The 23,865-nt window shown below is 70.7% G+C and carries 31 protein-coding genes; all 31 read right to left on the reverse strand.

The window, feature by feature from the left end; translation table 11 throughout:
* On the reverse strand, window positions 1-448 hold a 448-nt coding region (locus IPJ61_RS20640; RefSeq protein WP_297112310.1), incomplete at its 3' end, for a DNA methyltransferase.
* A complete protein-coding gene (locus tag IPJ61_RS20645; RefSeq protein ID WP_297112313.1) occupies window positions 445-687 on the reverse strand; it encodes a hypothetical protein in 243 nt (80 codons plus the stop codon). The genes IPJ61_RS20645 and IPJ61_RS20640, both read right to left, overlap by 4 nt.
* Window positions 684-1,442, reverse strand: a complete 759-nt coding sequence (locus tag IPJ61_RS20650; RefSeq protein ID WP_297112314.1) for a hypothetical protein — start codon at window positions 1,440-1,442, stop codon at window positions 684-686. The genes IPJ61_RS20645 and IPJ61_RS20650 overlap by 4 nt, the downstream gene beginning before the upstream one ends.
* Window positions 1,443-1,492: 50 nt before the next feature.
* Complete coding sequence (locus tag IPJ61_RS20655; protein ID WP_297112318.1) at window positions 1,493-1,714, reverse strand: hypothetical protein; 222 nt, start codon at window positions 1,712-1,714, stop codon at window positions 1,493-1,495.
* The gene (locus IPJ61_RS20660) at window positions 1,711-2,160 is read right to left on the reverse strand and encodes a hypothetical protein (RefSeq protein ID WP_297112320.1); all 450 of its coding nucleotides are present in this window, start codon (window positions 2,158-2,160) and stop codon (window positions 1,711-1,713) included. The genes IPJ61_RS20655 and IPJ61_RS20660 overlap by 4 nt, the downstream gene beginning before the upstream one ends.
* On the reverse strand, window positions 2,157-2,549 hold the full coding sequence (locus tag IPJ61_RS20665) for a hypothetical protein (protein ID WP_297112322.1): 393 nt from the start codon (window positions 2,547-2,549) through the stop codon (window positions 2,157-2,159). Before IPJ61_RS20665 ends, IPJ61_RS20660 begins: the two co-directional genes overlap by 4 nt.
* Window positions 2,549-4,537, reverse strand: coding sequence for a phage head spike fiber domain-containing protein (locus IPJ61_RS20670; protein WP_297112324.1), 1,989 nt, complete (start codon window positions 4,535-4,537; stop codon window positions 2,549-2,551). The genes IPJ61_RS20665 and IPJ61_RS20670 overlap by 1 nt, the downstream gene beginning before the upstream one ends.
* Window positions 4,538-4,586: 49 nt before the next feature.
* Window positions 4,587-4,940 (reverse strand): hypothetical protein, encoded by a 354-nt coding sequence (locus IPJ61_RS20675; protein ID WP_297112326.1) that lies wholly within the window; start codon window positions 4,938-4,940, stop codon window positions 4,587-4,589.
* 55 nt (window positions 4,941-4,995) lie between these two features.
* Window positions 4,996-5,607: a hypothetical protein gene (locus IPJ61_RS20680; RefSeq protein ID WP_297112328.1), complete on the reverse strand. Its 612-nt coding sequence runs from the start codon at window positions 5,605-5,607 to the stop codon at window positions 4,996-4,998.
* Between the two features lie 12 nt (window positions 5,608-5,619).
* Complete coding sequence (locus IPJ61_RS20685; protein ID WP_297112330.1) at window positions 5,620-5,910, reverse strand: hypothetical protein; 291 nt, start codon at window positions 5,908-5,910, stop codon at window positions 5,620-5,622.
* Entirely contained in the window at window positions 5,907-6,761 is an 855-nt protein-coding gene (locus tag IPJ61_RS20690; protein ID WP_297112332.1) for a hypothetical protein, read from the reverse strand. The genes IPJ61_RS20685 and IPJ61_RS20690 overlap by 4 nt, the downstream gene beginning before the upstream one ends.
* A gap of 10 nt (window positions 6,762-6,771) precedes the next feature.
* Window positions 6,772-7,464: a phage tail protein gene (locus IPJ61_RS20695; RefSeq protein ID WP_297112334.1), complete on the reverse strand. Its 693-nt coding sequence runs from the start codon at window positions 7,462-7,464 to the stop codon at window positions 6,772-6,774.
* Window positions 7,461-8,651, reverse strand: a complete 1,191-nt coding sequence (locus tag IPJ61_RS20700) for a baseplate J/gp47 family protein (RefSeq protein WP_297112336.1) — start codon at window positions 8,649-8,651, stop codon at window positions 7,461-7,463. The genes IPJ61_RS20695 and IPJ61_RS20700 overlap by 4 nt, the downstream gene beginning before the upstream one ends.
* Window positions 8,652-8,657: 6 nt before the next feature.
* On the reverse strand, window positions 8,658-9,071 hold the full coding sequence (locus IPJ61_RS20705) for a hypothetical protein (RefSeq protein WP_297112338.1): 414 nt from the start codon (window positions 9,069-9,071) through the stop codon (window positions 8,658-8,660).
* A gap of 13 nt (window positions 9,072-9,084) precedes the next feature.
* On the reverse strand, window positions 9,085-9,588 hold the full coding sequence (locus IPJ61_RS20710; protein WP_297112339.1) for a hypothetical protein: 504 nt from the start codon (window positions 9,586-9,588) through the stop codon (window positions 9,085-9,087).
* 6 nt (window positions 9,589-9,594) lie between these two features.
* Window positions 9,595-9,963: a hypothetical protein gene (locus tag IPJ61_RS20715; protein WP_297112340.1), complete on the reverse strand. Its 369-nt coding sequence runs from the start codon at window positions 9,961-9,963 to the stop codon at window positions 9,595-9,597.
* A 4-nt stretch (window positions 9,964-9,967) separates the two neighbouring features.
* On the reverse strand, window positions 9,968-10,507 hold the full coding sequence (locus tag IPJ61_RS20720; protein WP_297112342.1) for a hypothetical protein: 540 nt from the start codon (window positions 10,505-10,507) through the stop codon (window positions 9,968-9,970).
* A 1-nt stretch (window position 10,508) separates the two neighbouring features.
* The gene (locus IPJ61_RS20725; protein ID WP_297112344.1) at window positions 10,509-11,639 is read right to left on the reverse strand and encodes a hypothetical protein; all 1,131 of its coding nucleotides are present in this window, start codon (window positions 11,637-11,639) and stop codon (window positions 10,509-10,511) included.
* Window positions 11,640-11,646: 7 nt separating this feature from the next.
* Entirely contained in the window at window positions 11,647-12,294 is a 648-nt protein-coding gene (locus tag IPJ61_RS20730; protein ID WP_297112346.1) for a hypothetical protein, read from the reverse strand.
* 9 nt (window positions 12,295-12,303) lie between these two features.
* Window positions 12,304-13,998: a phage tail family protein gene (locus tag IPJ61_RS20735; RefSeq protein ID WP_297112348.1), complete on the reverse strand. Its 1,695-nt coding sequence runs from the start codon at window positions 13,996-13,998 to the stop codon at window positions 12,304-12,306.
* A 249-nt stretch (window positions 13,999-14,247) separates the two neighbouring features.
* Entirely contained in the window at window positions 14,248-14,607 is a 360-nt protein-coding gene (locus IPJ61_RS20740; RefSeq protein ID WP_297112349.1) for a hypothetical protein, read from the reverse strand.
* Entirely contained in the window at window positions 14,604-15,047 is a 444-nt protein-coding gene (locus IPJ61_RS20745; RefSeq protein WP_297112351.1) for a hypothetical protein, read from the reverse strand. Before IPJ61_RS20745 ends, IPJ61_RS20740 begins: the two co-directional genes overlap by 4 nt.
* Before the next feature lie 26 nt (window positions 15,048-15,073).
* Entirely contained in the window at window positions 15,074-16,579 is a 1,506-nt protein-coding gene (locus tag IPJ61_RS20750; RefSeq protein ID WP_297112353.1) for a DUF2586 family protein, read from the reverse strand.
* 42 nt (window positions 16,580-16,621) lie between these two features.
* Window positions 16,622-17,143, reverse strand: coding sequence for a hypothetical protein (locus tag IPJ61_RS20755; protein WP_297112355.1), 522 nt, complete (start codon window positions 17,141-17,143; stop codon window positions 16,622-16,624).
* Window positions 17,144-17,147: 4 nt separating this feature from the next.
* Window positions 17,148-17,624, reverse strand: coding sequence for a hypothetical protein (locus IPJ61_RS20760; RefSeq protein ID WP_297112357.1), 477 nt, complete (start codon window positions 17,622-17,624; stop codon window positions 17,148-17,150).
* A 35-nt stretch (window positions 17,625-17,659) separates the two neighbouring features.
* A complete protein-coding gene (locus IPJ61_RS20765) occupies window positions 17,660-17,848 on the reverse strand; it encodes a hypothetical protein (protein ID WP_297112358.1) in 189 nt (62 codons plus the stop codon).
* 2 nt (window positions 17,849-17,850) lie between these two features.
* Window positions 17,851-18,285: a hypothetical protein gene (locus tag IPJ61_RS20770; protein ID WP_297112360.1), complete on the reverse strand. Its 435-nt coding sequence runs from the start codon at window positions 18,283-18,285 to the stop codon at window positions 17,851-17,853.
* A gap of 1 nt (window position 18,286) precedes the next feature.
* Window positions 18,287-19,012 (reverse strand): hypothetical protein, encoded by a 726-nt coding sequence (locus IPJ61_RS20775; RefSeq protein ID WP_297112362.1) that lies wholly within the window; start codon window positions 19,010-19,012, stop codon window positions 18,287-18,289.
* Window positions 19,013-19,226: 214 nt separating this feature from the next.
* The gene (locus tag IPJ61_RS20780; RefSeq protein ID WP_297112364.1) at window positions 19,227-20,627 is read right to left on the reverse strand and encodes a hypothetical protein; all 1,401 of its coding nucleotides are present in this window, start codon (window positions 20,625-20,627) and stop codon (window positions 19,227-19,229) included.
* Window positions 20,628-20,714: 87 nt separating this feature from the next.
* Window positions 20,715-22,322, reverse strand: coding sequence for a S49 family peptidase (locus IPJ61_RS20785; RefSeq protein ID WP_297112366.1), 1,608 nt, complete (start codon window positions 22,320-22,322; stop codon window positions 20,715-20,717).
* Complete coding sequence (locus IPJ61_RS20790; RefSeq protein ID WP_297112368.1) at window positions 22,319-23,713, reverse strand: phage portal protein family protein; 1,395 nt, start codon at window positions 23,711-23,713, stop codon at window positions 22,319-22,321. Before IPJ61_RS20790 ends, IPJ61_RS20785 begins: the two co-directional genes overlap by 4 nt.
* Window positions 23,714-23,865 lie beyond the last annotated feature (152 nt).

Consider the following 23,865-nt stretch of genomic DNA (forward strand, 5'->3'; position numbering starts at 1 on the left):
CGGTGCCGACGAGGGCTTGCGCGCGACGGTGACGGGTTCCGTGGGCGGGCTTCAGCGCGGTGCCCCAACCCTTGTGCGCGCCGTCGAGGTTGTGCGACTTCGGGAACCCCTGCCCATACATCCAGGCGATGGTGTCGCGAATCTCAAAGCCCGCGTCCTCGATGGCGCAGGTCATGCGGTGGTAGGTGCGCGTGCCGCCGAACGCGAGCAGGTGGCCGCCCGGCTTCAGCACACGCAGCACCTCGCGCCACAGGTCGACGCTGTAGGCGATGCCCGACGCGTCCCACTTGCGGCCCATGAAGCCGAGTTCGTACGGCGGGTCTGTCACCACCGCATCGATGCTCGCGTCTGCCATGCCGCGCAGCACGTCGAGGCAGTCGCCGTGGTGGACGACGACCGACGGGCCCGCGGGCTCGGGGAACGGCAGCGACAACGCTTCGGCGCTCACGCTACCCCCGGCCTCTCGCTCGGCACGCGGTGCAGAGCGATCGTCTTCTCGATGGCCCGCGCGACCATCTCCTCCATCGCCAGCCCATCCAGCGGCGTGCGCGACAGGTCGAGGTCCCACCGCAGCCGGTCGCCCTCGCGCCGCACGTTCTCGACGCACGAGTAGCGGGCCAGCACGAGCCGCACGCGCTCCTCGTCGTCGAGGGGCACGGGGAGGGAGCAGGGGCGAGAGCGCGTCACCGCCGCACCACCCGCACCGCGCGCAGTTCCCAGCGAGACTTCATCCAGCCCACGCTCATGTGGAGGCGCTTCTTTTCGAACTCGATCTCACCCACGCCGCGGCCCCACGTGTCGCGGTCGAGGTAGCCGGCCGGACTGTATCCGTCGATCAGCTGCGCATGTCCCCCGCCGCTGGTGCACGTGTCAACCCACCCGCCAGGCTTGGCCGCCGCGAAGGCTTCGTCGACGGGCCCCGACGCGACGATCTGCCACTGCTCGTGCAATGCGTCCTTGCAGTCGCTCTCCGAGATGATGCGGTGCTCGATCGTGAACGCCCCCGTTGCGCGCGCCACGATCTCGCCGAGCGCGGAGGCGTCGAGCGACGCGAGCCCCTCCTCGGCGTGGTCGGTGCGCAGCGGCCAGCCCCACACGCGGCAGGCCTCTAGCACCTTGGCGACCCACGCGCCCGCGTCGGCGTCGACGTCCGCGCCCTCGACGGCGCCCCAGAGCTGCCCCTGCGCCCAGCAGCCGGTTCCGGACACCTCGACGCGCGGCTCACCGAGCAGCACGAGCCCGGTCGTGATGGCCTGCGCGACGGCGTTGCCGGCGCACGTGCCGCCGACCTGCACACGCGGCCACGCGAAGGGGTCGAGGCAGTAGGTGCCGTCGGGGAGGATGCCCGCGCGGGGCGGAGCCGACGCGACCCACGGCACGTCCCACGGGCCGGGCGGCGAGGGGACGAGGCAGCACTCGGCGAGGCGGTGGGTCAGTGACACGTCTTGGCTCCCGTGCAGGTGGTGGACGCGGCGACGCACTCGGCTGCCGACTAGGACCTGGGGTAGCCCTTGCCCGCGAGGTAGACGCACGACGATGCCCACGTGCCGCCGCTGGAGTTGACGCGCCACTCGCACCCCATCGTCACGAGCTGCGCCTGCGCGCGGTCGCACGCGTCGCCGACGGGGATCGCGGCCGGGTGGTCGGGCTTGCACCCGATGGCCAGCACGGCCCCGAGGAGCCCTGCCTGAGCGCCGCGGAGCCAGGGGCTCACTTGCTCACCGCCGCCGACGGAGCGGGCTTCGCCATCTTCGGCGCCGCGGAGGCCACGCCCTGGCTCTTGGTGACGAGGTCGATCACGGCGTCCGCGTTCTCGAGCCCGCACGTCAGCGCGATCTCGGCGGGGCCCTTGCCGGCGCTGGCCTCGGCGCTGATGCAGGTCAGGATGCGGGCCATGTCGGCGTAGTGGCTCGGCTTGGACAGCCACGCGCAGCCGGCCAGCGGCACGAGCAGGACGAGCAGCAGCGGGAGCGGGGGGACCTTGGGGGCCTCGGGCTTGTCGGCGCTCAGAGACTTGCTCGCAGCGAGCAGGCGCGAGCCCGCAAGCTGGAAGAACGTCTTGGCCTTGCCCTCGGGCAGCACGGCGCCGATCGCCGCCGCGAAGACGGAGAGCGCGCCGAGGATCTGGAGGATGATGGACAGGTATTCAACGAGCTTCATGGGATCTCCTTCACGGCCTCGGCTTCGATCGCCACAGCCACGGTCTTGCGTTCCTCGGGCAGCACGTCTCTCGCCGAAGCCAGCGCCGCCTTCGCGTCGCCCAGCTCCTTCGCGGTGACGCGCTTCGGCCTCACGACCTTGCCGCCGATGTCGACCTGGTCGGCGGTGAGCACCTTGCCGGTCGGGTCCGCGTCGAGGCTGGCGAGCAGCTCGGCGAGCGCGCCCTTCCTCGGCACGGCGACCGCGAAGGTTCCGTCGGCGAGCTCCTGCGGCTCGGCCCACCGCTCGGTGCCCGGGTAGCGCTCGGGGTCGGGGATGCCGAGCAGCTTCGCGAGCTGGTCGCAGAGCTGCTGTGCGTCGGCGCGGGTGGGGAGGATGACGGAGGGCATCAGGACACCGCGATCCCGGTGGTAGCGGACATGTACGCCTCGATCTGACGCCGGAGCGCATCGCTGGGCGTGGTGCTCAGGACGAAGCCACCGAGGATGGCCTGCATGAAAGCCGCCGCGGAGAACTGCGCGCCGAGCGTGATCGTGCCGCCGAGCGCCTGCGGGGTGAACCCGAGCGTCGATCCGATCTGCACCCCGTTGCGGAAGACGCGCCCGGAGCCCGAGCGGAGGTCCCACGAGAGGATCTGCGCGCCGGCCGCCTTCGCGCCGGTCTGCCTCCACGCGCCGTCGTAGTAGCCCACGGTCGACGCATCGACGCCGTCTTGGGTCGCCACGACGACGCGCCCGGTCTGCGCATCGAAGAGCGTTTGGCTTGCACCGGTCGACGTCGGCACGAGCGCGGCGACGACCAGGAGATCCGTCGCGGCCGACGCGAGCCCCGAGAACGTCATGAGGTCGTTCACGCCGTCGAAGGCGAACCCCGGCTTGCCGTTCACGCCCGCGGCCGAGTAGGTCGGCTGATTCGCCCCGGTCGCCTGCGCCACGCTGACCGCGGTGGCCGTCTGCGACGTCCAGGAGCTGGTGGTGCCGGCGCTGAGCACGTAGTGCCCGTCTGGACGCAGCGCGGCCTTCACCGACGCGTCGTCCGTCGGGAGCCACTGCAGCGCCCACGCCGGCGCGGTGAGGATGGCTTCGTGCTCGTGGAGCCACCCGTCGGCGACGTTGCCCGCGGCCGCGCCGGTGAGCACGCCGATCGAGCCCGAGCCTGAGACGTTCGCCTGCGCCACGCCGGCCGTTCCGCCGAGCGGGTCGAACGGCAGCGTCCACGTGGCCCCGGCGTCGGTGCTGTACCGGTAGCGGATGCGCGTCGCGACCCCGCCGCCGATCTCGATGTCCATCTCCACAACGGGATGCGACGTCGAGTAGAGCGACGCCGAAGGCCACCACATCGGGACCGCGCACACCTCGGCCGCGCCGCCGGCGACGACCACGCGGAGCTTCTGGTCCGTCGCACTGAACTCCACGTAGGTGGTCTCGGCGCCGTGGTCGACGAGGCGGAAGTTGGCGTTGTAGTCGCCCGGCGCGCCCGCCGGCGTCCACCGGAAGCGCAGCTTCAGCCGCCCACCGCGCACGAGCCGCGACGCGGGGTAGGTCGCCGCGCAGTCGGCGCAGGTCGCGCCCGAGCCCGAGGGCGTCGGCTGGTAGTCGCGCGGGAGCTTGCCGCGGGTGACGCTTGCGCCGTAGACGACCTTCGCGCCGGTCCCTGCGCCCGTGTCGAGCCCACGAAGAGGGATCGTCGTGGAGGACGGATAGAGGTCGATGTGGATCGCCGTTGCGCCGCTGGCGTTGTTGACGATCTCGTCCCGCCATCGCCACCACGACGCGCCGAAGGTCGGGGCCGTCGAGAACGTCAGCCCGGTCGCGGTGCCGTCGTTGGCATTCAGACGAAGGCTGCGCGCGACGACGATGCCTCCGTTGATCACCCAGTTGCAGCTCAGCGCATGCGTTGCACCGGACGTCTTCTTGACGAAGACCTCGAGCCGATAGGTCTCGGTGTCGTTGGGAACCGCGTCGTCGACGCTGGTCACGAACTCGTAGCCGGCGCCGTTGTCGTCGTTGAGGGTGTCGGCGTTCGTGAGCCCGTCGGGCGACACGTCGGTGTCCGGGGTAGCGACCGAAGTCCCGGTCGCCGTCCACGCCGTGAAGTCGTCAGACGAGCGAAGGTAGTTCTTCCAGCTCGCGCGCAGCCGGAGCCCGACGAGCCCGTTCGGCGCGGCGCCGATCTTCGGGGTGTCCGCGACGAAGGCCATTCGCCCGAGCGTGCCGCTCGTCCACGACGTCACCCACGTCTCTTCGGTCTGGCCCGCCCCCGCGGCCTGCGTGTACGTCCCGCCGCCGGGGAGCGCGCCCGCGGGGAGGGGGGTGCCGGGCGCGAGCAGATCGAAGCGGATCGCGGTCGGGTCGAGCCGCGAGATCAGTCGCGACACGATGCGCGTCCGAAGACGCGAGCCGAGTGACATGCGGATCGTCACGAGATCACCCGAACCACGGTCGCGCCTGGATCGTGCCGGTGAGGGTCGGCCCGGTGCCGCCGGCGAACGACTCGACGCGCACCCAGCACGAGCCGGCGTCGAACTCGAAGATCGGCGGAAGCGGCCCGCCGATGTCGGCCGCGGCGACGGTGAACGTCCCGATCTTGTCGATCCCGCCGTCGACGCCGCGCCATACCCCGAACGTGACGGAGGTCGGCGATCCGGCGAGCGACCCGCCGGTGATCCGCACCTCGACGTAGGGCCCTGCCGACGCGAGCGACAGGACGGTCGATGGCGCAGACGTGCCCTCGGCAGCCTGGGCGGCGAGGGCGCGCAGTGTGGTGAATGGCGTCGGCATCGTGTGCTCCGTCGGCTCAGGGCCGCATGTTGAGAGATGGGGGCGGCGAGGCGGTTCAGCTGTCGACCCAGCTGCGCAGGGTCGCGGTCGTCGCGAGACCGCCGCCGCCGCCGGCCATGAAAATGTGACTCGTCGCGGTGAGAAACGTGGTGCGGCCTTCGCTGTAGATCTCGACCCAGTGCTCGCCCTCGTCGGGCGAGTAGTAGGCCTTCCGGTTCGCGCCGTCGTCGCGCAGCTTGATCCAGGTCGGATTGGGACCTGGGTGGAAGAAGACGCTCGCCACCGTCACGGTCACGGCGTCCGTGAACTTGTGGACCTCGAGGTAGTAGCCGTGCCCGCTCGCGACGAGGACCGTCGAGATGGTCACGAGCTTGGTCCCGTCGGTCCACCCGACGCCCCATTCCGGGAAGCCTGAGCTGCCAGCAGGGAGCACGTTGAATCCGCTGACCGCGGCGACGACCGTCTTCGCGGCGCCGAACGCGCGTGTGCGGCCTCGGATTTGGTAGTGGTTCTCGGCCGGCGTCGTCAGGAGGATGGCGTCGCCGCTCTCGTCGACGGTCGCGCCGCCCTGGTTCTGCCAGGCCCACCCCGCCTTCGGAGGTGAAGTAAACTTGTTGGTGTTGTAGCCCCGGGGGTTCGCGGGGCTGACGAGTCGGCTGGCGGCCATAGGTGTCTCCGTTCAGACCGGCTCGAGAAGGATCGTCATGAGCTCGCCCGCCGGAACCGTGATCGGGTCCGACGTGCCGCACGAGATGTCGACGTCGAAGGTGTAGTTGTTGCGCACGTACCAGAGCGCGCCGTTCTGCCGCTGCGCGAGGCGACCCGCACGGGCTGCGGTCAACGTCCCGCCCTCGAGAGTGATCAGCAGCGCCGCGGTGTCAGCCTCGCTGATCTGCGTCGTCGAGGACGAGTCGGCGATCGCGACGCTGACGGCCTTGCCGTAGCGAAAGAGTTCCTCGAGGCTGCTCATGGCCGGATCACCACGGCGTTGATCCGCGTCGGGTACAGCAGGCGGGCCGCGTCGGCGCCGTTCGCTTGGAGCTGGAGGATCGCTTGGAACTGCCCGGCCGCGGTGACGACGTGCCGGATCCGGAGGTGAAACTGCGTCGCGGTGCTTCCGTCGATCCGGATCTGGTCGTCGTCGTAGTTGGTGGTCGTCGGGCCGGTCGTGCTGCCCGCGGTGTCGTCGATCGCCTTCAGGCGCACCCACGAGTAGGCCGGTGCGACCGCGCTCGCGTTCGTCCAGCCGACCACCGTGATCTCGACGATGTCGCCGACCTGGAGTGACGACTCGATGTGGTCGACGGTCGAGTCCACCCACGAGGCCGCCGTGCTCGTCGAGCCCGCGATCACCGCGCCCCACGTGCCGGTGTAGGTCGTCTCGTTGGTGCGAACGATGCCGTTGGTGTGGCGCGCGACGGGGAGCTTGCCGGCGGTCAGCGTGGCGAGCGTGGCCCCGACGTCGCTGTCCGCGATGCTCGAGTAGGTCGCGTGGAACCAGCGGCCGGAGGCGTGCGTGACGACCCACGGGGAGAAGGCCGTCGTGGTGTCGCCCGCGGTGAAGCGATACAGGCCGTAGCCGGCGACGATGCGCACGTCGCCGCTTGCGAGGCCGGCGAGCCCGGTCAGCGCGGCGAGCGCGTTCACGGACTTGATCGGGTGGTTGCCGCCGGTCGTGTCGAGCGCGTCCTCGCACCACGCGAGGCGGTCGGCAATTGGCTGCGCCATCGCCTCGATCGCGGCGTTCGTATAGACCTCGGTATCGTCCGCCACGTTGACGGGCGTCCCCTTGGTCGGGGTCTCGGTGAGATTGTGAGCCATGGGGCCTCGGTCAGGGCTTCAGGTAGGCAATGCGGTCGCCAGGGGCGCCGCTGGGGTCGCCGTCTGCGGTCGTTCCGGTCCCGTCGGTGATGTCGCCGGCGAGCACCACGATGATCTCGGGGCAGTACGCGTGGGCCGGCCTCATGCGGCGAACGATCTCGCGCACCGCCTTGATCAGGCTCGGGTCTCCGGTCATGCCGAGCACGCCCGTCCCGACGAGGCTCGTCCCGACGATGAACGTCCCGTCGGTGCCGAACGGGTGCGGCTGCCGAACGACGACCGCGAACTGTCGCTGGCGACCTCGGCCCGTGTAGCGGCCCCACGGCGACCCGCCGGAGACGTACGCGGAGATCGCCTCGCGGACCTCGACGTTCGTCATCCCGAGCAGCGCGAAGGCGTCGATGATTCCCTTGGCGGTGCCCTGCCAGAGCGCGAGCTGCCACCACGCGCGGAGGCGGGTGCGGTACTGCGCGACGGTCTCGCCGGAGACGCGCGACCAGCCGCGGAACTGCCCGTGCTTCGCGAGCGCGTCCTCGGCGCAGAGCGAGAGCCAGCGCTGACGCCGCGCCTGGCGAGCGAGGAGCTCGATCGAGTCCTTCAGCACGCCGAGGCTCTGCGCCCACGCCTCACCCGTCGGCCCGCCGTGGAAGGCCGGCCGCACGAGCGGCTGGTGCTCGCGGTAGGAGCCGGAGACCAGGGTCACGTGACCTCGACGTAGGTGAGGGCGCGGACCAGGGTCCACACGTTGTTCGCGGACGAGGTCACGTCGTCGGTCTCGATCCGGTAGATGCTCGTCCCGTCGAGCTTCTTCGGGACGAAGGCGGTCACGCCGGAGACGCTCATCACGATCTCGACGAGCTGCGCGATGCGGATGCGGCCGTCGAGGCCGAGGCCGTCGACCGTCTCCCCGTTGACGTCGATGCTCGAGCCGGCGAACCACGCGTCGAGCAACGCGTTGATCTTCGACTCGGCCGCGGCGCGCTTCGACGCCTTCACGGTGACGGAGCCGTTCAGGTAGAAGCTCGTCGTGCCGCACGCGGCGACGTAGACGAGCGTCCCGAGCGGGCGACGCTCTTGGATGTACGCGTCGACCGCGGTGACGACGGCGGCCGCGGGGGCGCCGGTCGCAGTGGCGAGGTAGACGGTGACGGAGGGATCGCCCGCGGTCTGGTCGGCCGCGACGTCCTCGGTGACGCCGACGCGGTTGATCGTGGCGTCGGCGTCGAGCGCCCATTTCTTGTAGGCGTCGCTCGGGCCGGTGCTGACGAGCGTGGCCCACTTGAGCGCGCAGCGGGCGATCAGCTTCTCGTCGGTCTCGTCGTCGGTGCCGGTCTGCGTGATCCAGCCGGTGCCGGACGCCGCGGAGAGCGCGACGCCGGGGACCTCGGTCACGAGTTGCAGGTCGGCAGCCTGGACGTTGCCCTGCGTGCCGACGTCGTCGCAGGCGATCGAGGCCGTCGTGCTCGAGGAGGCCGACAGGGTGACGAGCGCGGTGTTGCGGAAGATGATCGTCGGGTCGACGCGCGATGTCACGATCAGGTCGCCGACAGCCCACGACTGCGGGGAGCCGGCGGACTCGGTGAGGGTCACCGTCCCGATGGTGTTGACCCCGAGCTCGCGCGCTTCGTCGAAGACGTCCTTCGCGTGGATCGTGAGGACGTCAGTGCGCGCGTCGGCGGTGACGCCGGACTTCGCGATCCCGGCGACCTTGACGGACAGGTCGGCGAGCACGTTCGCGTCGGCCGCGAGCGTCGCCATCGGCTCGTCGGTCGGGCCCCACGACTCGGTCGGCAAGTTGAAGTCGGGCAGCGCCATGATCGCGAGTTGCTGCTCGAGGACTTCCTCGCGCGTCATCGCGGTCTTCAGCTCTTCGTAGGTCGGGTCAGCCATGGGGCCTCAGGGGGAGAGCAGGAGGGAGACCGAGACGGCCGACGCCTGGAGAACGAACCGGAACGGGCCGGAGCCGAGTTCGAGGAGGACGCTGCACGTCAGGCTCGACGCGGTGGCGTCGAAGGTGAGCGTCACGTCGGCGCCGAGCACCCGCTCGTCCGCCTCGCACTCGGCGCGGAGGAGCCGCTCGATCATGGGGACGCGGTCGGCCGTGATGTCGTCGTCGATGAGCCCGAGGATCCCACTCTCGCCGAAGCCGACGTCAGGCGCCCACCACAGCGAGCCTTTGCCGACGAGAAGGCGCCGAGCGACGGCCACGGCCACGGCCTTGCCGCCGGAGACGCGACGCCAATAGGGGTCCATGTCGAGCCCCGCGCCGCTCGAGACGGAGCCGATCGTCGTGCCGTAGTCGGTGGTCATGGTCGGGCCCGCGTCACGTCGACACGCGCAGCTTCAGGTCGAGATCCGCATCGTCGGGGAAGCACCGCGTGAGCAGCGCGGCGTCGACGCCGGACACGCGGACGCGGATGGTGCTGTTCGCGTCGAGCGCGGCGGTCTCGGTCGTCGAGAGCACCGCGCGCACCAGGCCGCTCGCGGCGGTGACGACCGTCGTCGTGCGGTCGGTCCACGTCGACCCGTCGGGCGACGTCTGCACCTTGACGCTCGTCCACGCCGTCAGATCCACGGCGACGCCGCTGGCCAGGCACTGGACGTCGATCTGCTCGGAGAATCCCTTACGCATGTCGCGATCCTTGGCGTCGAGGCTGGGCGCGCGCTCGATGGTGTGGCGAGTCGAGAGGTCGACGATCCGGCGCGGCGTCTCGTTGCGGCGCGTGAGCGTGCGATCGGCGAGGGTGGCGACGAGCCGGTAGGGGTGCCGCTGGTAGACGACCGTGCGGGCGGGCGAGAGGTTGGCGAGCCGATACTCCCCGTCCATGGGGTCCTACTTCGCGACGTTGGTCACGGTCGCGATCCGTTGCGGGTTGCTGCTGTAGGTGAGGGTCCAGAGCGCCGGCGCGGGGGCCGCGGCGTCGAAGAAGGCGAGGGCCGCTGTGCTGACGCCCGACGGGATCGAGGCGAGCGCCGCCTTCAGGTGAGCAAGGCGGACAGAGCGCGTCCCGGTGGTGTTGTTCGTGGTCGAGTCGACGGAGACCGAGACGTCGAACTGGCGACCCGCGGAGGCGGAGAGCGTGACCTTCGTCGCGTTGCCGTCGACCTTCACCTGCGCGTCGACGGCGCCGCTCGCGAGCACGGTGTTGACGGCCTCGAGGAGTCCCGCGACGGACACGGTGCACGCGGCGACGGCGGCCATAGGATCACCCGGTCAGCAGGACGGTGGACAGCGCGGAGAAGGTGGCGGGGTCTTCGGTGAGCAGGAGCACGCCACGGACGCGGGCGGTCGGGAGTCCGCCGCCGGGCATGCCGCCGGACACGAGAGCGTCGATCTCGCCGCCGATCGTGGCCGGGGTCGAGTCGACCGCGAACGCGTGGAGCCCGCCCAACGATGCCGCAGCGTTCAGCGTCGCGAGCAGCCCGCTGAGACTCAGCGACAGCGACAGCAGCAACGAGAGCTGCGCGCTCAGGTCAAGGTTCGCGTCGATCAGGGGGCCGGGAATGTTGAGCAGGATCTCCTCGATCCTGGCCACCGCAGACGCCGCGGCCTCGGCGATGGCCGCCGCGATGGCGAGCGGATCTGGGAGCGTGAGCGATAGCGTCAGGTTTGCCGCGATCTGCGCCTGGAGCGATGCGACGAGAGAGAGGATTTCCGACAGGCTTGAGCCGAGGACCGGGATCGCAAGCGCAACGCCGATGTTCACCGCCCCGATCGAGAGCGTTCCGATGGTGCTGACCGACACGTCAACCGCCCTTCACCTTGCTCGACCCGAGCAGAACGTACCCCGACAGAGGGACGCCGGTACCGACGCCGCCCGAGACAATCTTCGCCGCCGCAGTCGGCCCGAGCATGACCATGACGGGATCTCCCTGCCGGACGAGTGGGCGCGACCCGCCGACCTTGATCAGCGTGGCGGAGAAGTCGAGCTCGGTCACCGAGGCCGACTCCCACAGCGTCGCGACCGGCTGCGAGGCGTCGCCGCCGGCGAACTCAAGCCACACGCGCGCGCCGGCCGAGACCTTCGCGGTGATGCCGGGGACGCCGTAGCGGATCGGGACCTTCGTGACGGCGGGGACCTTCGAGCTCGACGGGCGCAGTTCGAGGGTGCCGTCGGCGTTCTGCGAAACGACGGTGGCGGGGTAGGCGGCGAGCAGGTCGAGCCGGGGCCCGACGATGCGCTCCACGAGGCTACGCACAACGGCCGCGAGCCCGCGCTCGGTGTCGGTGTACCACCACGCCTCGGAGCGGAGTCCCTGCGGGCGGATGCGGTGCCGAGCGAGACCGACGCGCCGGCCGGAGACGGTGACGCCTGCGTCGAGGGAGAGGTCCTCGCCCGCGAGGTCGGCCACGTCCTCGTCGCCGCGGTTGTCCTGCACCACGGCGGTCGAGGTCACGGTCGGCCACGTGGCGGGGCCGACGTAGACGGAGCCATCGGGCAGGACGCGCCACAGGGCGGCCGGGGCGTAGAGAGCGAGCAGCGTCTCGAGGGAGGCCGCGGCGGTGCTCCGGAGGCGCGCCCAGGCGACGACGGGGAGGGCGAGGGTAGCGGCGTCGCTCGTCGGCGAAAGCGTCTCACCGGCGGCCGTGAGGGTCGCGGCGACGACAGTGCGGAGGGTCGTCGAGCGGAACCACGCGGGCCCGAGCGTGCGCCCCATCCCGTTCTTGCCGCCGACGATGCGGCAGCGCTGGCGGTCGTTCCACGACTGCGACGTGACGACCGTGCCGACGAGGGACAGGCTCGCCCCCGAGAGCGTCAACGTCCCGGTCGGTGCGGCGTCCGCGTCGACCTCCAGATCCGCCGACCACGCCCCGCGAAGAGGGCGCGTGATGGATCCGGAGAGCACCGGGGAGTCGCCGAGGGAGAGGAGGGCCATCGCTGGGTCACGGCTTCGCGGGCGTCGCGCTCGGGGGCTGCGGGAGCTGCGGCGAGGTGGAGGACGGCGGGGCCGCGCCTGCGCCGCTCGCCGAGAAGGTGTCCTTGACGCCGTTCAGGATGTCGCCTTGCAGCGGCTTCGAGACGTTCAGCTTCAGCGGCGGGGCGTATTGGATGCACTCGATCGTCACCACGTAGCCGAGCGAGTCCTGCCGCTCCGGGCCTTCCATGTCGAGGAAGACGGCCGCGGTGATGCCGCGCGCAGCGAGCCGCGGGTGCTTCACCGCGACGGGGGTGCATGCGGTCTCGCGCGTCGTGACGCCACCGACGGTCTTGGTCTTGACGACGCCGCCCATGGACTTCTGCACGATCTTCGTCGCGAGCTCCTCGAGGATGGCGTAGCCCTCTTCGGCGGTCGCCCTCTCGCTACCACCCTCGTGCCCGGCGCGGAGCTCGATGGTCCACCGCCCAAGCTTTTTGCCCTGGAACGTGAGCGCGGCACCGTTGATACCGGGGCCCTCTTTGATGTCGACGTTGATGCCGACCTTGAGATTGCGCACCTCGCAGACCACGAGCGTCGGGTCGACGAGGATGCCGGCGATCTCGACCTGATCGCCGAGCGCGCTGTTCGGCGGGTAGGCGTGTCGCGTGGCCATCGGGTGGGGTCATCCTGCTGCCGCAAGGCGGTCGAGAGCGCGGCCGAGCCCTCGCTCTACGCCCCACGCGAAGTCGTCACGGTCCATGTCCTCGGTCCCGCCGTCGACGTGCACCGTCACCTGGCCGACGGACGGGCCGGTGCGGCTGTTCGCGACGTTGCTGATCGTGTTGCCGCCGATGCTCGTCGACGCTGCCACCGTGGCGGCGCGCTTCGAGTCCTCGATGCTGGCGATCATCATGGCTTGGGCGTTGCCGCTCTCGGCGGTGTAGCCCTTGCCGAAGCCCTCGGCGGTGTAGCCGCCGATCTCCATGAAGACCTTGGACGGCGACGCGATCCCGAGCGCCTTCTTCGCGGCGGCCGGGAGGAGGTCGAGCAGCCCCTTGATGTTCTTCAGCAGGTTCGCCCAGGCGTCTTTGATGCCCTGCCACAGTCCGTCGACGATGGCAGTCCCGAAGCCGAGCGCCTTCTTCCCGAGGTCGGCGAACCAGGCGCCGATCGTCTTCACGGCGTTGATCACCCAGTTGGCCGCGCCGACTGCGGCGACGCCGATGCCGACGATGGGGACCAGCACGCCCGCGATCGTGGCGAGGAAGCCGGTGGCGATGGCGCCTCCACGCTTCACCTCGGCCCACAGGAAGCGGAGGTTGTCGCGGAATCCGGTGACGGCGCCGACGACCCACAGCACGGCCTTCGAGATCGCGGCGACAGCGGCGACGATCTTGGGAACGCCGTCGATGAACGACGCGAGGCCCTTCGACAGTTTGTCCATGCCCTCGGGCGTGGCCCAGCCGGCGAGCGTCGTGCCGATCTTGGTGAAGGCGACGTTGAGCGCGCCGATGATGCGGCCGGCGTTCGGCCCCTTCGGGTCGAGGTACTCGAGCATCTTCGAGAGCGACGACTTCAGCGGCGAGTCGTCGGCCGTCATCCTCATGACGAACTGCGACGGCAAGTGCTTGAGCCGCTCGATCATGCCCGCGGTGGTGTTCGCGAACTTGCCGAGCTGCTCGCCCGCCTTGCTCGAGTTGGTGCGCTGGTTGATCGCGTCGAGCAGGCCGATGATGCCGACGTTGGCGTTCACCTGGCCGGAGCCGATGATCGCTTCGACCTGCTTGGCGTTGCGCCCGATCTTCTTCCCGATCGCCTCGTACGCGAGCGTCAGGTTCAGCCCGCCCGCGCTGACCGCCGCCTGGAAGTCGGCGAGGTCAAGCTTCGCCTTCGAGCGGATGGTCGAGAACGCGGACCCGAGCGAGTCGATGTTCACCGTCGGCGTGACCAGCTTCAGGTCGCCGAACGACTGCATGATCTTCTCGGCATCGCGCTGAGACCAGCCGCCCGCGAGAAGGTTCTGGAAACGCGTGATCGCCTCGGTCGGATCCTCGCCGAAGAAGTGGGCGAAGTCGACGAGGCGACTGTAGGCGCCTGCGGCGGCCTTCTCGCTCTTGAGCAGCGCGGAGAGCGCGATGCCGGAGCGGTCTTTGAATCCCTGCGCGTCGAGGACGAGGTTCTTTCCGGTCTCCGCGAGGTTGACCCCGAGCGACCACGCCTTCGCGAGAGCGACGTACTTCGCGGCGGTCGTGACGGCGGCCTTGCCGATCGACTCGAGGCCCTTCGTCGCTTCCTTGCTCGCGACCTTGCCAGCCTTGTCGGCGCCCTTCCCGATCTCGCCGAGGATCTTGACGATCTTCTTGCCGTCGGGCGTCACCTTGTCGGTGAGCTCGAGGGCCCAACTGGACGCTTTCGCTCACGGGTCATCTCCGCCCGCGCCTCGAGGGCGCCGCTTGCTTGGTGGTGAGGAACCCTTCGACGAGACCGCGGAGCACGCCCAGGTCTACGCGCGACTGCGCCTCGGTCGCCGCATCGGCCCACGCGAACGGGTCGAGCTCGTCCTGCCCCCGCGACACGAGGATGGCGCGCGCGAGGTGGTAGACGCGCGCGCCCTCGCGGCCGCGGCTTACCCGTGCCCAGGCGCGCTCGGTGCTTTTCCCGCGGCGGCCCTGATCTCGTTGACCGTCTCGGCGACGCGCATCGCGATCGGGAAGAAGATCCCGAAGAGGTCCTCGTTGAGCGTCTGCATCTCTTCGGGCGTGTGCGACTCGCAGACCGCGACCGCGAGGTCCTCGGCGGCGCGCTGCATGTCCTGGAACGCGGCCTGGTCCTTCCGCTCGAGCGCTTCGAGGGCGAGGCTCGCGGCCTCGAAGGGCAACCACTCGCGCGTCGTCGGACGCCGGTAGTGGAACTCGACCGGGCCGACCTTCGCCGTCCAGATCGGCTTCCCGCCGGCGGCCGCCTTGCACTCTTCGAGCGACTTCACGCGATGGCCCGCCCGTTGCGAAGGATCTTCAGCACGGTGGCCTCGACCTTCACCTTGTGCGCGTCGGGCCCGTCCGCGGCGGCGAGCTCCATCTTCTTCAGCTTGTTCACGTTGGCGCGCATGGTGATGGTGGGCTGTCCCGGCTCGGAGATGACCCACACGATCGAGCCCGCACGCTTCATGGGCGCGATGCCCTTCGAGTCGCAGTCCTGGCAGAAGCCCTCCCACGCGGAGAGGAGCAACGTCAGGCTCAGGGCGTACTTGTTGCGCCCGCGGGTGGCGCCGATCGGGTCGGCGCTCGCCCCGTATTCCTCGGCGTCCTCGGTCTCGACGGAGAAGGACACTTCCGTGTTCCCCTTCATGCGCAGGCCGTACGCGCGCACGTCGTCGCTGACGTGCGAGTAGAGAAACCCGGGTTCGATGTCGGGAGGCAGCGGCATAGGTCAGCCCTCGAGGATGGTGGGGGTCAGGCCGCCGCGGCGACGGTCGCCCCGGTGAAGCCGATGGTGAAGGAGATCGCGGTCGCGTATCCGGCGGGCTGGATCGCCGCGGTGCCGGTGAGCGTGCTCGTCGTGAGGATCGCGTCAGTGCGGTTCACGCGCGCCGAGACGCTCGACACGTGCGGCTTGCCCGAGCGGCTCTTGCTGTTTTGCAAGGCGTCGACGAGCTGCTGCGTGATGTCTTCGTCGATGTGCTGCGCCTCGGTCTCGAGGATCTTGCCGGTCGTGGAGTCGGCCAGGATCGTGTCGTCGACGTAGCGCAGGAGGCCGTTCCGGAGCACCTTCGCGCCGCGGTTGACGACGCGGAGCCGGACGACCAGCGAGTAGTCCGAGCCGACGCTGGCGAAGGTCGGGTCGCTCGCGGCGTAGAAGCCGTTTTTTCCGGCCCACGTGCGACAGGTGAGGTAGCGCTGGCCGGTCGAGCCGTTGGCGAGCCCGCCGGTCGTGCCCTCGTCGTGCTCGATCGAGAGGAGCGTCGGGAGCGGGCCGGAGTCGACGCGCGAGACCTTCTCCGAGATGTCGGCGATCGAGAGCCGCTGCAGGATGCGCCACACGACCGGGCGCCGGTAGGTGCGCTGGTCGACGACGCTCTTGATCCGGCCGTAGCCGGCACCGATGGCCATGCGCTTGTGCGCGAGCGCCTGCGCGGTGGCTCCGGTGAGGGCGGTCCGCCAGGTCGCGAGCCCCGACGAGTCGGAGGCGATGGGGCGCGGCGCCTCGAGGATGTGGAGGGTGTACTTGTAGCCGGACGCCTCGAGGGTATCGACCTTGGCCGACACCGCCGCGAAGGTGGTCGCCATCGCGGTGACGCCGAGCGCGTCGGTCGTGTCGCGTGGACGCTGCAGAACGTAGCCGATCCCGAAGTCGGTCCCGGCCGCGTACACTGCGTCCATGCCGGCGGTGATCTGGGCGTCGCTGTGCGCGGGCTGCGCGCCAGAGAAGGTGTAGACGTTGTCGGTCGCGTAGGTGCCGACCGCGAAGTTCAGCGTCACGCCGCTGTTGTCCATCAGGTACGTCGCGGCCGTCACGATCGGGTTCGACCACGTCGCCGCGCTCGTGTTCGCCGAGTCGTAGTCGAGGCAGTAGCGGAAGGTCGCAGTGCCCCGCGCGCCGGCGGAGAGGATCTCGACGCGACCGACGATCTCGTCGACCGAGTTGCCGGTCAGCGTGACGGTGGGCGGCGTGGTGCCGGCGGCCACGACGGCGGAGAGAACGCCCGCGGTTGCTGCGCAGGGGACAGCCACGACCGGGCCGTGACCCGGGGTCGCCATGAGCTCGGCGACGAGCTGCGCGAGCGGGCCGTACCCGAGCTGCGTGATGACGTCGGAGGGCGCGGCGCCCTGGAACGTGTACAGCGTCGCGGCCGTGCCGAGGGTGCAGTACCCGTACACGACGATCACGTTGTCGGTGGTCTCCGCCGCAACGGGAAGCTGCCCTTCGCGGAAGGTGACGGTGGCGCTACCAATGGCCATGATCGGGTGTCTCCGGTGGTGACGAGAGGGAGGGGTGCGAGGTCAGCCCGTGGGCGGGCGCAGCGTGCCGTCGTCGGTGCCGTACGGTGACGCGGTGTCGAAGCCGACCGCGGTGACGGTCACCGGCTCGACGCCTTCGGAGTCGATCGGCATCTCGACGAACGGGGCGAGGAACGTGCAGGTGAGGATCACGTCGGTCTTCTGCGTCGCCGGCTGCGAACTCGACTCCGGCACGGACCACGAGTCGAGGCGGAACCCGGCTTGCTTCACGCGGCGTGCGGCCGACGCGAACCACGCGGCCATCTTCCACGCCTCGTCATGCGTCTTGGCGCGGCAGAGCACCTGCACCGTCCACTCGACGTGCGCGAGCACGCGCGGGCCCTTGCCCGTGTGCTTCGCGCCGGTGAAGGTCCCGGCCTGCGGGCTCCACTCGTAATGGACCGGCCGGCGGTTGGTGGACTGCTCGAGGAAGTAGCTCGGGATCCCGGTCTTCGTCTCGAGGAGCGCGACGACCGGATCGAAGATGTCGACCTTCGGGCCGAGGTAGTAGAGCGGATCGGCCATGGGATCACCTCGCGCGACGAACGCCCCGCGACGTCATGAAGGACCGCCACCCGACGTTGAGCGCCTTCGCGATGACGGCGACCCACGGCTTCGGGACGGCGCCCTTGGGAGCGATGCGGCGCGGCTTGCTGCCCCATCGCTTGCGCGTCTGTCCCTTGCTCGCGTGGCTGCTCATGCTCGCGAGGAACTCGTGCGTCGACGCGGACCGCACCTTGCGCCAGCCCGAGTGCTGCGGGGCGAGGTAGGCGGGGCCGCTCACGACGAGACGGATCTTGCCGTCCTGCACCTCGGCGCGGATCGACGCCTGCGCCGGCCAGCGGAGAGCGCGGCCGTCCTTGGTGGCGGGCCACTTGCGGCCGGACGGCGCGGTGGCCGTGGACCGAGCTCGCTCGCCGAGCTTGACGATCGTGTCGCCAGCGATGCGCGGCGCGAGCCGCTTGCTCAGGGCGCCCGTAGCGAGCGCCTGGGCCTTCGCGAGCATGGACCGAAGGCCAGCGCCGCCGGTGAGTCGGAGGCTCACGCGAGGGTGGCGGACACGGCCGCGCGCGCCGCGGTGAGATCGGCCTCGGCCTTCTCGAGCGCGACGTTCAGCTTGTTCACCTCGAGCAGCGCCTTGTCGCGCTTCTCGTTGACCTCGGCGACGACCTTGCGGGCCGCGGCGAGGGTGTCGAGGATGTTGCTTCCGGTGGGGGTCTCGTTGGCCATGGTTACCAGCCTCGCTGCGTCTCGGTGTAGATCTCGGTGCCGGTCTTCACGTCCGTCGGCGTGGCGTCGACGAGCCCGACCGGCATCACGAAGCCGCGCGCGACCTGCTCGAGGTACGCGCGGCCGGCGGCGTCGCGGTCGCGCCACACGAAGTTGTTGGGGTCTTCGGGGTTGTGGCCGATGCGGACGCACATGACGTCCCACGCGGCCATCTTCGCCACGGCGCTCTTGATGTCGCCGCCCCACGCGGTGAGAGGCAGCTTGACGCGGCCGCTCGACTGCAGGATCGCGCCGGCCGTCTCCGTCGCCGCCGTGAGGATGGCGGTGATGGTCGAGGCTTGGATCCCGCCGGTGACCTCCTCGGAGATCCCGAGGTTGGCCAGGTCCGCGGCGGTGGCGAGGAGAACGCCGGTCGCCGTGACGTCCGTCAGCGCCATCTCAGTGGAGCCGGCCGCGGACGGTCGCGGTGATGGTCGGGCCGCCGGTGCCGCCGACGAGGCAGACCGCCTTGACGAAGCGGTCGAGGCCGGTGAACGACTTGCGCTCGTAGCCGACCGTCGAGGCCGTCCAGACGTTGTCCACGGCCGCGACGGCGTTCGCGTAGTTGATCACGACGCCCGTGTCGTTGCCGGCCGGGTCGATGACCGCGATCGTCGCCGCGGTGAGGACGCCGGCGACCCAGGTCTTGCCGCCGTCGATCGAGTAGCGGATCACGGCGGTGCCGCGAGCTCCGAGCGTGGTGCACTCGATCCGGAGGTTGACCGGGTCGACCTGCGCCGTACTGGTCAGGGTGATCGTCGGAGGCGTGGTGCCCGCCGGGGTGACCGCGCCCATGACGAGGCCGGCGAGGCCGTCGGCGCTCTTCGGGAGAGCGATGTCGGTGCGCTGCGTGAACGCGGCGGCAAGGCGCCAGTCCTTGAGCCCGTCGGGGCTCGTCATGATCGAGACGTCGAGGGTGGGGTTGGATCCGCCCTTCGCCGAGCACTCGACCGACGCGACGAGCGTGCGGAACTTGCCGACCTCCCACACCTGGCCGTCGGTGACGCCGGCGGCGAAGGTCGCCTCGGGGGCGAGCACGATGGCGGGCGCCTCGACGTGGAGGCCGGACCCGGTCTTGTACCCGTCGCCGGGCGTGGGGTAGAGAACGGAGGGAAGGGTGGGCATGGGTCGTCAGCTCCCGAGGGCGGCGAGCGCCGCCTCCGCATCGCGGCGGGACAACCCGGCCGCCTTGGTCAGTTCATCGGCTCGCGCGCCGTCGACGTCCTCGGTGCACTCGTACCCAGCCGCAACGAGGAGATCGCGTCCGGGGAGGGAGGCGGGGAGCGAGGTCCCCGCGATCGCCTGCTGCTGTCCTCGAGCGATGTACCAGATCGCATCCTCACCACGCTGGCGCGCAGTGAGGGCGATCAGGAGGTACTGACGTCGAGGGTGGCACGCGGGCGCGAAGACCCGCGTGGTCACGGATCAGAGCCCGCCGCCGTTGTGGCGGATGACCACGACGCCGGGGTACGGCTGGCCGGGGAGCCGCGAGTAGCGGTGCGCGGCGCCGTAGAGATGGCTCGCGCTGATCACGCTGTCGTTCAGCGGGACCGGGGGGGGGGGGGGGGGGGGGGGGGGGGGGGGGGGGGTGGGGGGGGTGGGGTGGGGTTGTGGGGGGCACCTGCTGCAGCACGCCGGCGTACGCAGCGTTGAACCAGAACGCGCTGCAGTTCTTCTTCACGAGCAGGCTCGTGTGCTTGATCGTGCTCTTGAACGACGCGCCCTCGGTCGTCGCGAGCACGGTGCCCGCAGCGATCGACACGGTCACGCCGAGGAGGCCGCCGGCCGGATCGAGCGGGTCGGTCAGGGCGACCGTCGCGGCCGACGTGTAGTAGTCGTCGGCGGTGTAGGTCGCGCCGCCGTCGATGGAGAGCTTGAACTTCCACGTCCCGCGCGCGCCGACGGTGGTGGCGTAGATGCGGACGTCGATCGGGCGAACCGGGCCGGACCCGCCTTCGCGGTTGGCGCTGTTCGCGACCGTGAGCACCGGCACGAGGCCGGCGAGCGCGGTGACGCTGGTCAGCACGGAGTCTCCCTTGGGGAGGCGGTCGGTGACGAGGATCGGAACGCCCCAGTGCTTGAGGGTCCGGACCTTCATGCCGCCGACCTCGCCGTCGCCGATCAGCATCGGGTTGCCGGTCGAATCCTTCACCTTGAGCAGGTCGTTGTAGACCTTGCCGTGCACCGCGACGGCCGCGACGTCGTCGAGGTCGGCGAAGTCGGACCACATGCCGAGACCCTCGGTGAGGAGGTCGTAGTCGAGGTTGCGCGGCGCGGTCGACGAGTAGCGGTCGAGGACGAGCGCGTTGCCGGTGGTCTTCGCGAGTTCCGCGATGATCAGGGAGTCCATGTAGCGCTCGCTGGCCCGCATGACCTGGCGCGCGGCCTCCTCGTACGGAGACGCGCCGGGCATCGGCGTCGAGTTGGCCCACGTGGTGAGGTCGAACCCAAGCGTTCCGCAGGTGACCGTCGCCGTCTCCTCGGTGGCCGAGAAGGTGGTCGCGGTCGCCGCGGTGCCGTCGGTGCGGGCGACGAACTCGCCGAGGCTCCCGAAGTAGGGGACCTTCACGGTCGACCCGATCACGTTGTTGCCGGCCTGCGGGAACGATCCGTCGATGCGGACGATACCGAGGGCCTTCGCCTTCGCGGACACGAAGGCGTCCTGCGACGCGAACGCGCCCTCGACGGCCTCCGCGTACAGCGGCGGGAAGATCATGTTCGCTTTGGCGGTGGTACCCATGGCGGTCGTTGCTCCTCTGGACGTAGGCGTGCGGAACCGCGCCGCGCGCCTGTGCGCGCCGCGGAGGAAGGCGTGGCGTGATGTGGATCAGGCGACGTTGCTGTTGGCGGCGGCCTTGCTGGCCGTGTGCGCCGCGTGCATCTGCTCGGCGAGCTTCGCGTCTTCGAGGAAGACGGCGTGCTTCTCGTTCGTCGTCATCTCGCCCCACGACTTGCCGTTGTGGGTGAGCGCGGGCGAGAAGGGTTCCTTGCGGGCCGGCTGTTTGCTCGCGGTCGGCATGAGGCGCGGCATCGCGGCGATCAGCGCGGTGACGCCGTCGAGCGAGCGCGCGGCGAGGGTGCGCAGCGGGGCCTCCATCGCTGGCGAGATCTTGCGCGACGCCTTGGCGCCGGCGATCAGCGCGTCGATGCGAGCGCGGGTCGTCGCGCGGTGCTGCGTCGTGGCCTTGGTCGCGAGCGCAGCGCGGAGCTTGCGGATCTCGGCGGCCTGCGTGCGGATGGTCGACGCCTGCGGGTCGGCCGGGTCGTCCTCGGCTGCGGGCTCGTCCTCGTCGGACGCCTCGTCGGACGCGCTCGCGGACTCGAGGTCGCCCTCGGTCGCGTAGGCGAACTCGCCGCCCGGCTCGTCGGTGAATTCGAGCCCGTAGTGCGGGCCGTTCTTCACGCTCGTGATGTTGGCGGGACGGTCGCCGTAGATCACCGCGTCGCCCTCGGCGAAGGCGGGGCTCGCGGGCTCGTCGCCGTCCGGCTCGACCGCGGGTTCGCTGGCGGGGGGCATGTCGTCCTCGGCCTTGTTCGTGGCGATGGTGCGGGCGAGCTTGGTGGCCATGTGCGCGGTCTCCGGGGTGGTGACAGTGGTGGTAGTGGTCAGGCGGGGCCCGCCGAGTTCCGGCTGCGCGCCCGAGGTCTCGGCGATGACGGCCTCGAAGGACGAGAGCCCGTCGGCCATGCCGGCCTTCACCGCGTCGGCGCCGATCAGGCATCCGCCGCGGCCGAACCGCTCGAGCACGACGTCGGCTCCGACGCCGCGGTAGAGAGCGACGCGCGAGACGAAGACATCGGCGAGCGAGTCGACCTCGCCCTGCACGACGGCGCGGCCGCCCTCGGTGCTGATGTCGGGCCGCTTGTTCGGCGACTGCGACGACACGATCTCGATGTCCTTCGCGCTCGAGGCGTTCGGGTTCGGCATCGCGCGGACCACGCCGATCGAGCCGACGGCCGCGGTGTCGTTGACGTAGATCTTGTCGCAGGCCGCGGCGATCCAGTAGGCCGCGCTCGCGCCGGTGCCGCCCACGTACGCGACGATCGGCTTGCGACCGCGCGCGGCGTAGATCATCGCAGCCAGCTCGGAGATGCCGTTGGCCTCACCGCCAGGCGAGTCGATGTCGAGGACGATGGCCTTGACCTCGTCGGCATCGAGCGAGAGGTGCAAGTCGGTGGCGAGCACCTGCACGCTGGTCGCGCCGGAGACCTGCGAGAACAGGTTGGCTCGGCGGAAGATCGGGCCGTGCACCGGGATCACCGCGACGTCGCCGCGGCGCTCGACCGCGTGCGAGTTCTCGAGCGGGCGCCCGAGCTCGGCGGCCACCGCTTCGGGGCCGGAGCCCTCGCGATTGGCGATGGTCAGGATCGTCGAGAGCCACTCCGGCGAGATGGCCCACGAGATCGCGGCGGCAAGGTGTAGCGCGCGGGTCATTCGTCGGGGTCCTGGTCGTCGTTCGGGTCGGCGGGTTCGGCAGGCTCGATCGGAGCCGGCTCGGGGTCGGGGTCGGGCTCGGTGGCGACGGGCAGTCCCGGCGTGGGAGTGCGAGGCGGCGGGGCAGCAAGCGGGGGCAGCCCACGCTCGGCGCGGATCTCGTCGACGGTGCGGACGCCGGAGCCGATGTCGACCGCGTCGGCCTGCGCCACCGCCATCTTCGTCGCCGCGCGCGCCTTGTCGTCGTCTACGGGCGAGGTGTCCCACCACGGGGACGGCGCCAGGGTGGCGTCGCCGAAGTTGGTCTCCGTCCAGTGGACGACCGCCTGCGAGCGAAGGCACGCGGGCAGCGTCTTGCCGTCCATGCGGGTCCGGCCGTGCGCGACCTTGCCGTGGAGCGTGGCCGAGCCGATCGACCCGCCGGAGCCGGCCTGCGTCGAGAGGTTCTGGCCGAGGAGCGCGATCGCGTAGCCGTTGTCAGCCGCGTCGATCTGCGCCTTGAAATTCTCTTGCGTGCGCGCGACGGACTCGACGAGCCGAAGCGTCTGGCCGGGCTGCAGCGCGATACCGGTGTTGCGGCCGATGCCCTGGAGGTCGCCCGCGAGTTCCTTCCGCTGGGCCTCGGTGCCGGTCGACATGCCGCCCTTGGTCGGGTCGCTCTCGACGACCCACACGCCCTGCCCCAAGCGCTCCGAGTAGAAGCCCCAGTCATTGCGCGCGTAGTCCTTGAGCAGCGCCCAGCGGGACAGCGCGCGGTAGGCGCCCCACACCCACGGACGGCTGGGCCCGTGCGGCGTGTAGAGGATCCACTGGCCGTCACCGGGAGTGATGTCGTAGCGACCCGTCGGGGCGGACCCGAGCGGAGCGCCGCCCTCGATGGCGTCGATCGTCCACGTGTGGCGGACCGAGTCCCACGCGAGCCAGCGCGGCGACCACGTCTCAAGGCGCATCGTCCATCGGCCCGTGTCGGGGTCTTCGTCCCACACGAGTTGCCCGAGGCCGACGCCGAGCATCTGCCCCCAGGCGAGGAGCTTGCGCAGCTCGGCTTCGGGGAAGCTGGTCTCCCACTCGCTGTCGAGCGCCGCGCACACAGCTTTGCTTCGGCGCGCGTCGCCGCGCTCGATGAGCGAGAAGTCGAGGCCGAGCAGAGCGTCGGCGCGCGTCTCGAGGACCGCCTGAATGCGGTCGTCGCCGATCATCCACTCGCACAGGTCCGCGGCGATCCGGAGGTTGCCGCCGGTGGCTGCGACCTCGGCCGAGCGGATGAGCGCCGGGGTCCACGTGTAGATCGCGCGGACGCTCGGCTCGCGCAGAACGGTGACGCCCGCCTTCGGCCCGGGGACGGCGGGGAGCTCCGTCACGGAGCGCGTGGCGAAGGGGGCCGTCGGCATGGAGGTGGGTCACCTGGAGGAGAGGGAGACGATCATCGGGCGCCGCGCGGCCCCGACGATGTGCGTGTCGGGCGCGGCCTCGAAGCACGCGAGGGCGAGGGAGTCGGCGTCGTCGGGCGATCGGCCGAGCCGTTCGGAGACGTCGCGCTTGC

The sequence above is a fragment of the Tessaracoccus sp. genome, assembly GCF_016714275.1.
Taxonomy (GTDB): domain Bacteria; phylum Actinomycetota; class Actinomycetes; order Propionibacteriales; family Propionibacteriaceae; genus Arachnia.

Coding starts and splice junctions, on each gene's coding strand:
- IPJ61_RS20680 (WP_297112328.1), bottom strand. CDS start 5,607: ATGGCCGCCAGCCGACTCGTCAGCCCCGCGAACCCCCGGGGCTACAAC.
- IPJ61_RS20730 (WP_297112346.1), bottom strand. CDS start 12,294: ATGGCCACGCGACACGCCTACCCGCCGAACAGCGCGCTCGGCGATCAG.
- IPJ61_RS20770 (WP_297112360.1), bottom strand. CDS start 18,285: ATGGCGCTGACGGACGTCACGGCGACCGGCGTTCTCCTCGCCACCGCC.
- IPJ61_RS20725 (WP_297112344.1), bottom strand. CDS start 11,639: ATGGCCCTCCTCTCCCTCGGCGACTCCCCGGTGCTCTCCGGATCCATC.
- IPJ61_RS20665 (WP_297112322.1), bottom strand. CDS start 2,549: ATGCCCTCCGTCATCCTCCCCACCCGCGCCGACGCACAGCAGCTCTGC.
- IPJ61_RS20785 (WP_297112366.1), bottom strand. CDS start 22,322: ATGACCCGCGCGCTACACCTTGCCGCCGCGATCTCGTGGGCCATCTCG.
- IPJ61_RS20745 (WP_297112351.1), bottom strand. CDS start 15,047: ATGCCGCTGCCTCCCGACATCGAACCCGGGTTTCTCTACTCGCACGTC.
- IPJ61_RS20700 (WP_297112336.1), bottom strand. CDS start 8,651: ATGGCTGACCCGACCTACGAAGAGCTGAAGACCGCGATGACGCGCGAG.
- IPJ61_RS20755 (WP_297112355.1), bottom strand. CDS start 17,143: ATGGCCGATCCGCTCTACTACCTCGGCCCGAAGGTCGACATCTTCGAT.
- IPJ61_RS20675 (WP_297112326.1), bottom strand. CDS start 4,940: ATGCCGACGCCATTCACCACACTGCGCGCCCTCGCCGCCCAGGCTGCC.
- IPJ61_RS20685 (WP_297112330.1), bottom strand. CDS start 5,910: ATGAGCAGCCTCGAGGAACTCTTTCGCTACGGCAAGGCCGTCAGCGTC.
- IPJ61_RS20690 (WP_297112332.1), bottom strand. CDS start 6,761: ATGGCTCACAATCTCACCGAGACCCCGACCAAGGGGACGCCCGTCAAC.
- IPJ61_RS20710 (WP_297112339.1), bottom strand. CDS start 9,588: ATGGACGGGGAGTATCGGCTCGCCAACCTCTCGCCCGCCCGCACGGTC.
- IPJ61_RS20660 (WP_297112320.1), bottom strand. CDS start 2,160: ATGAAGCTCGTTGAATACCTGTCCATCATCCTCCAGATCCTCGGCGCG.
- IPJ61_RS20775 (WP_297112362.1), bottom strand. CDS start 19,012: ATGCCCACCCTTCCCTCCGTTCTCTACCCCACGCCCGGCGACGGGTAC.
- IPJ61_RS20765 (WP_297112358.1), bottom strand. CDS start 17,848: ATGGCCAACGAGACCCCCACCGGAAGCAACATCCTCGACACCCTCGCC.
- IPJ61_RS20750 (WP_297112353.1), bottom strand. CDS start 16,579: ATGGCCATTGGTAGCGCCACCGTCACCTTCCGCGAAGGGCAGCTTCCC.
- IPJ61_RS20790 (WP_297112368.1), bottom strand. CDS start 23,713: ATGCCGACGGCCCCCTTCGCCACGCGCTCCGTGACGGAGCTCCCCGCC.
- IPJ61_RS20780 (WP_297112364.1), bottom strand. CDS start 20,627: ATGGGTACCACCGCCAAAGCGAACATGATCTTCCCGCCGCTGTACGCG.
- IPJ61_RS20705 (WP_297112338.1), bottom strand. CDS start 9,071: ATGACCACCGACTACGGCACGACGATCGGCTCCGTCTCGAGCGGCGCG.
- IPJ61_RS20715 (WP_297112340.1), bottom strand. CDS start 9,963: ATGGCCGCCGTCGCCGCGTGCACCGTGTCCGTCGCGGGACTCCTCGAG.
- IPJ61_RS20760 (WP_297112357.1), bottom strand. CDS start 17,624: ATGCTCGCGAAGGCCCAGGCGCTCGCTACGGGCGCCCTGAGCAAGCGG.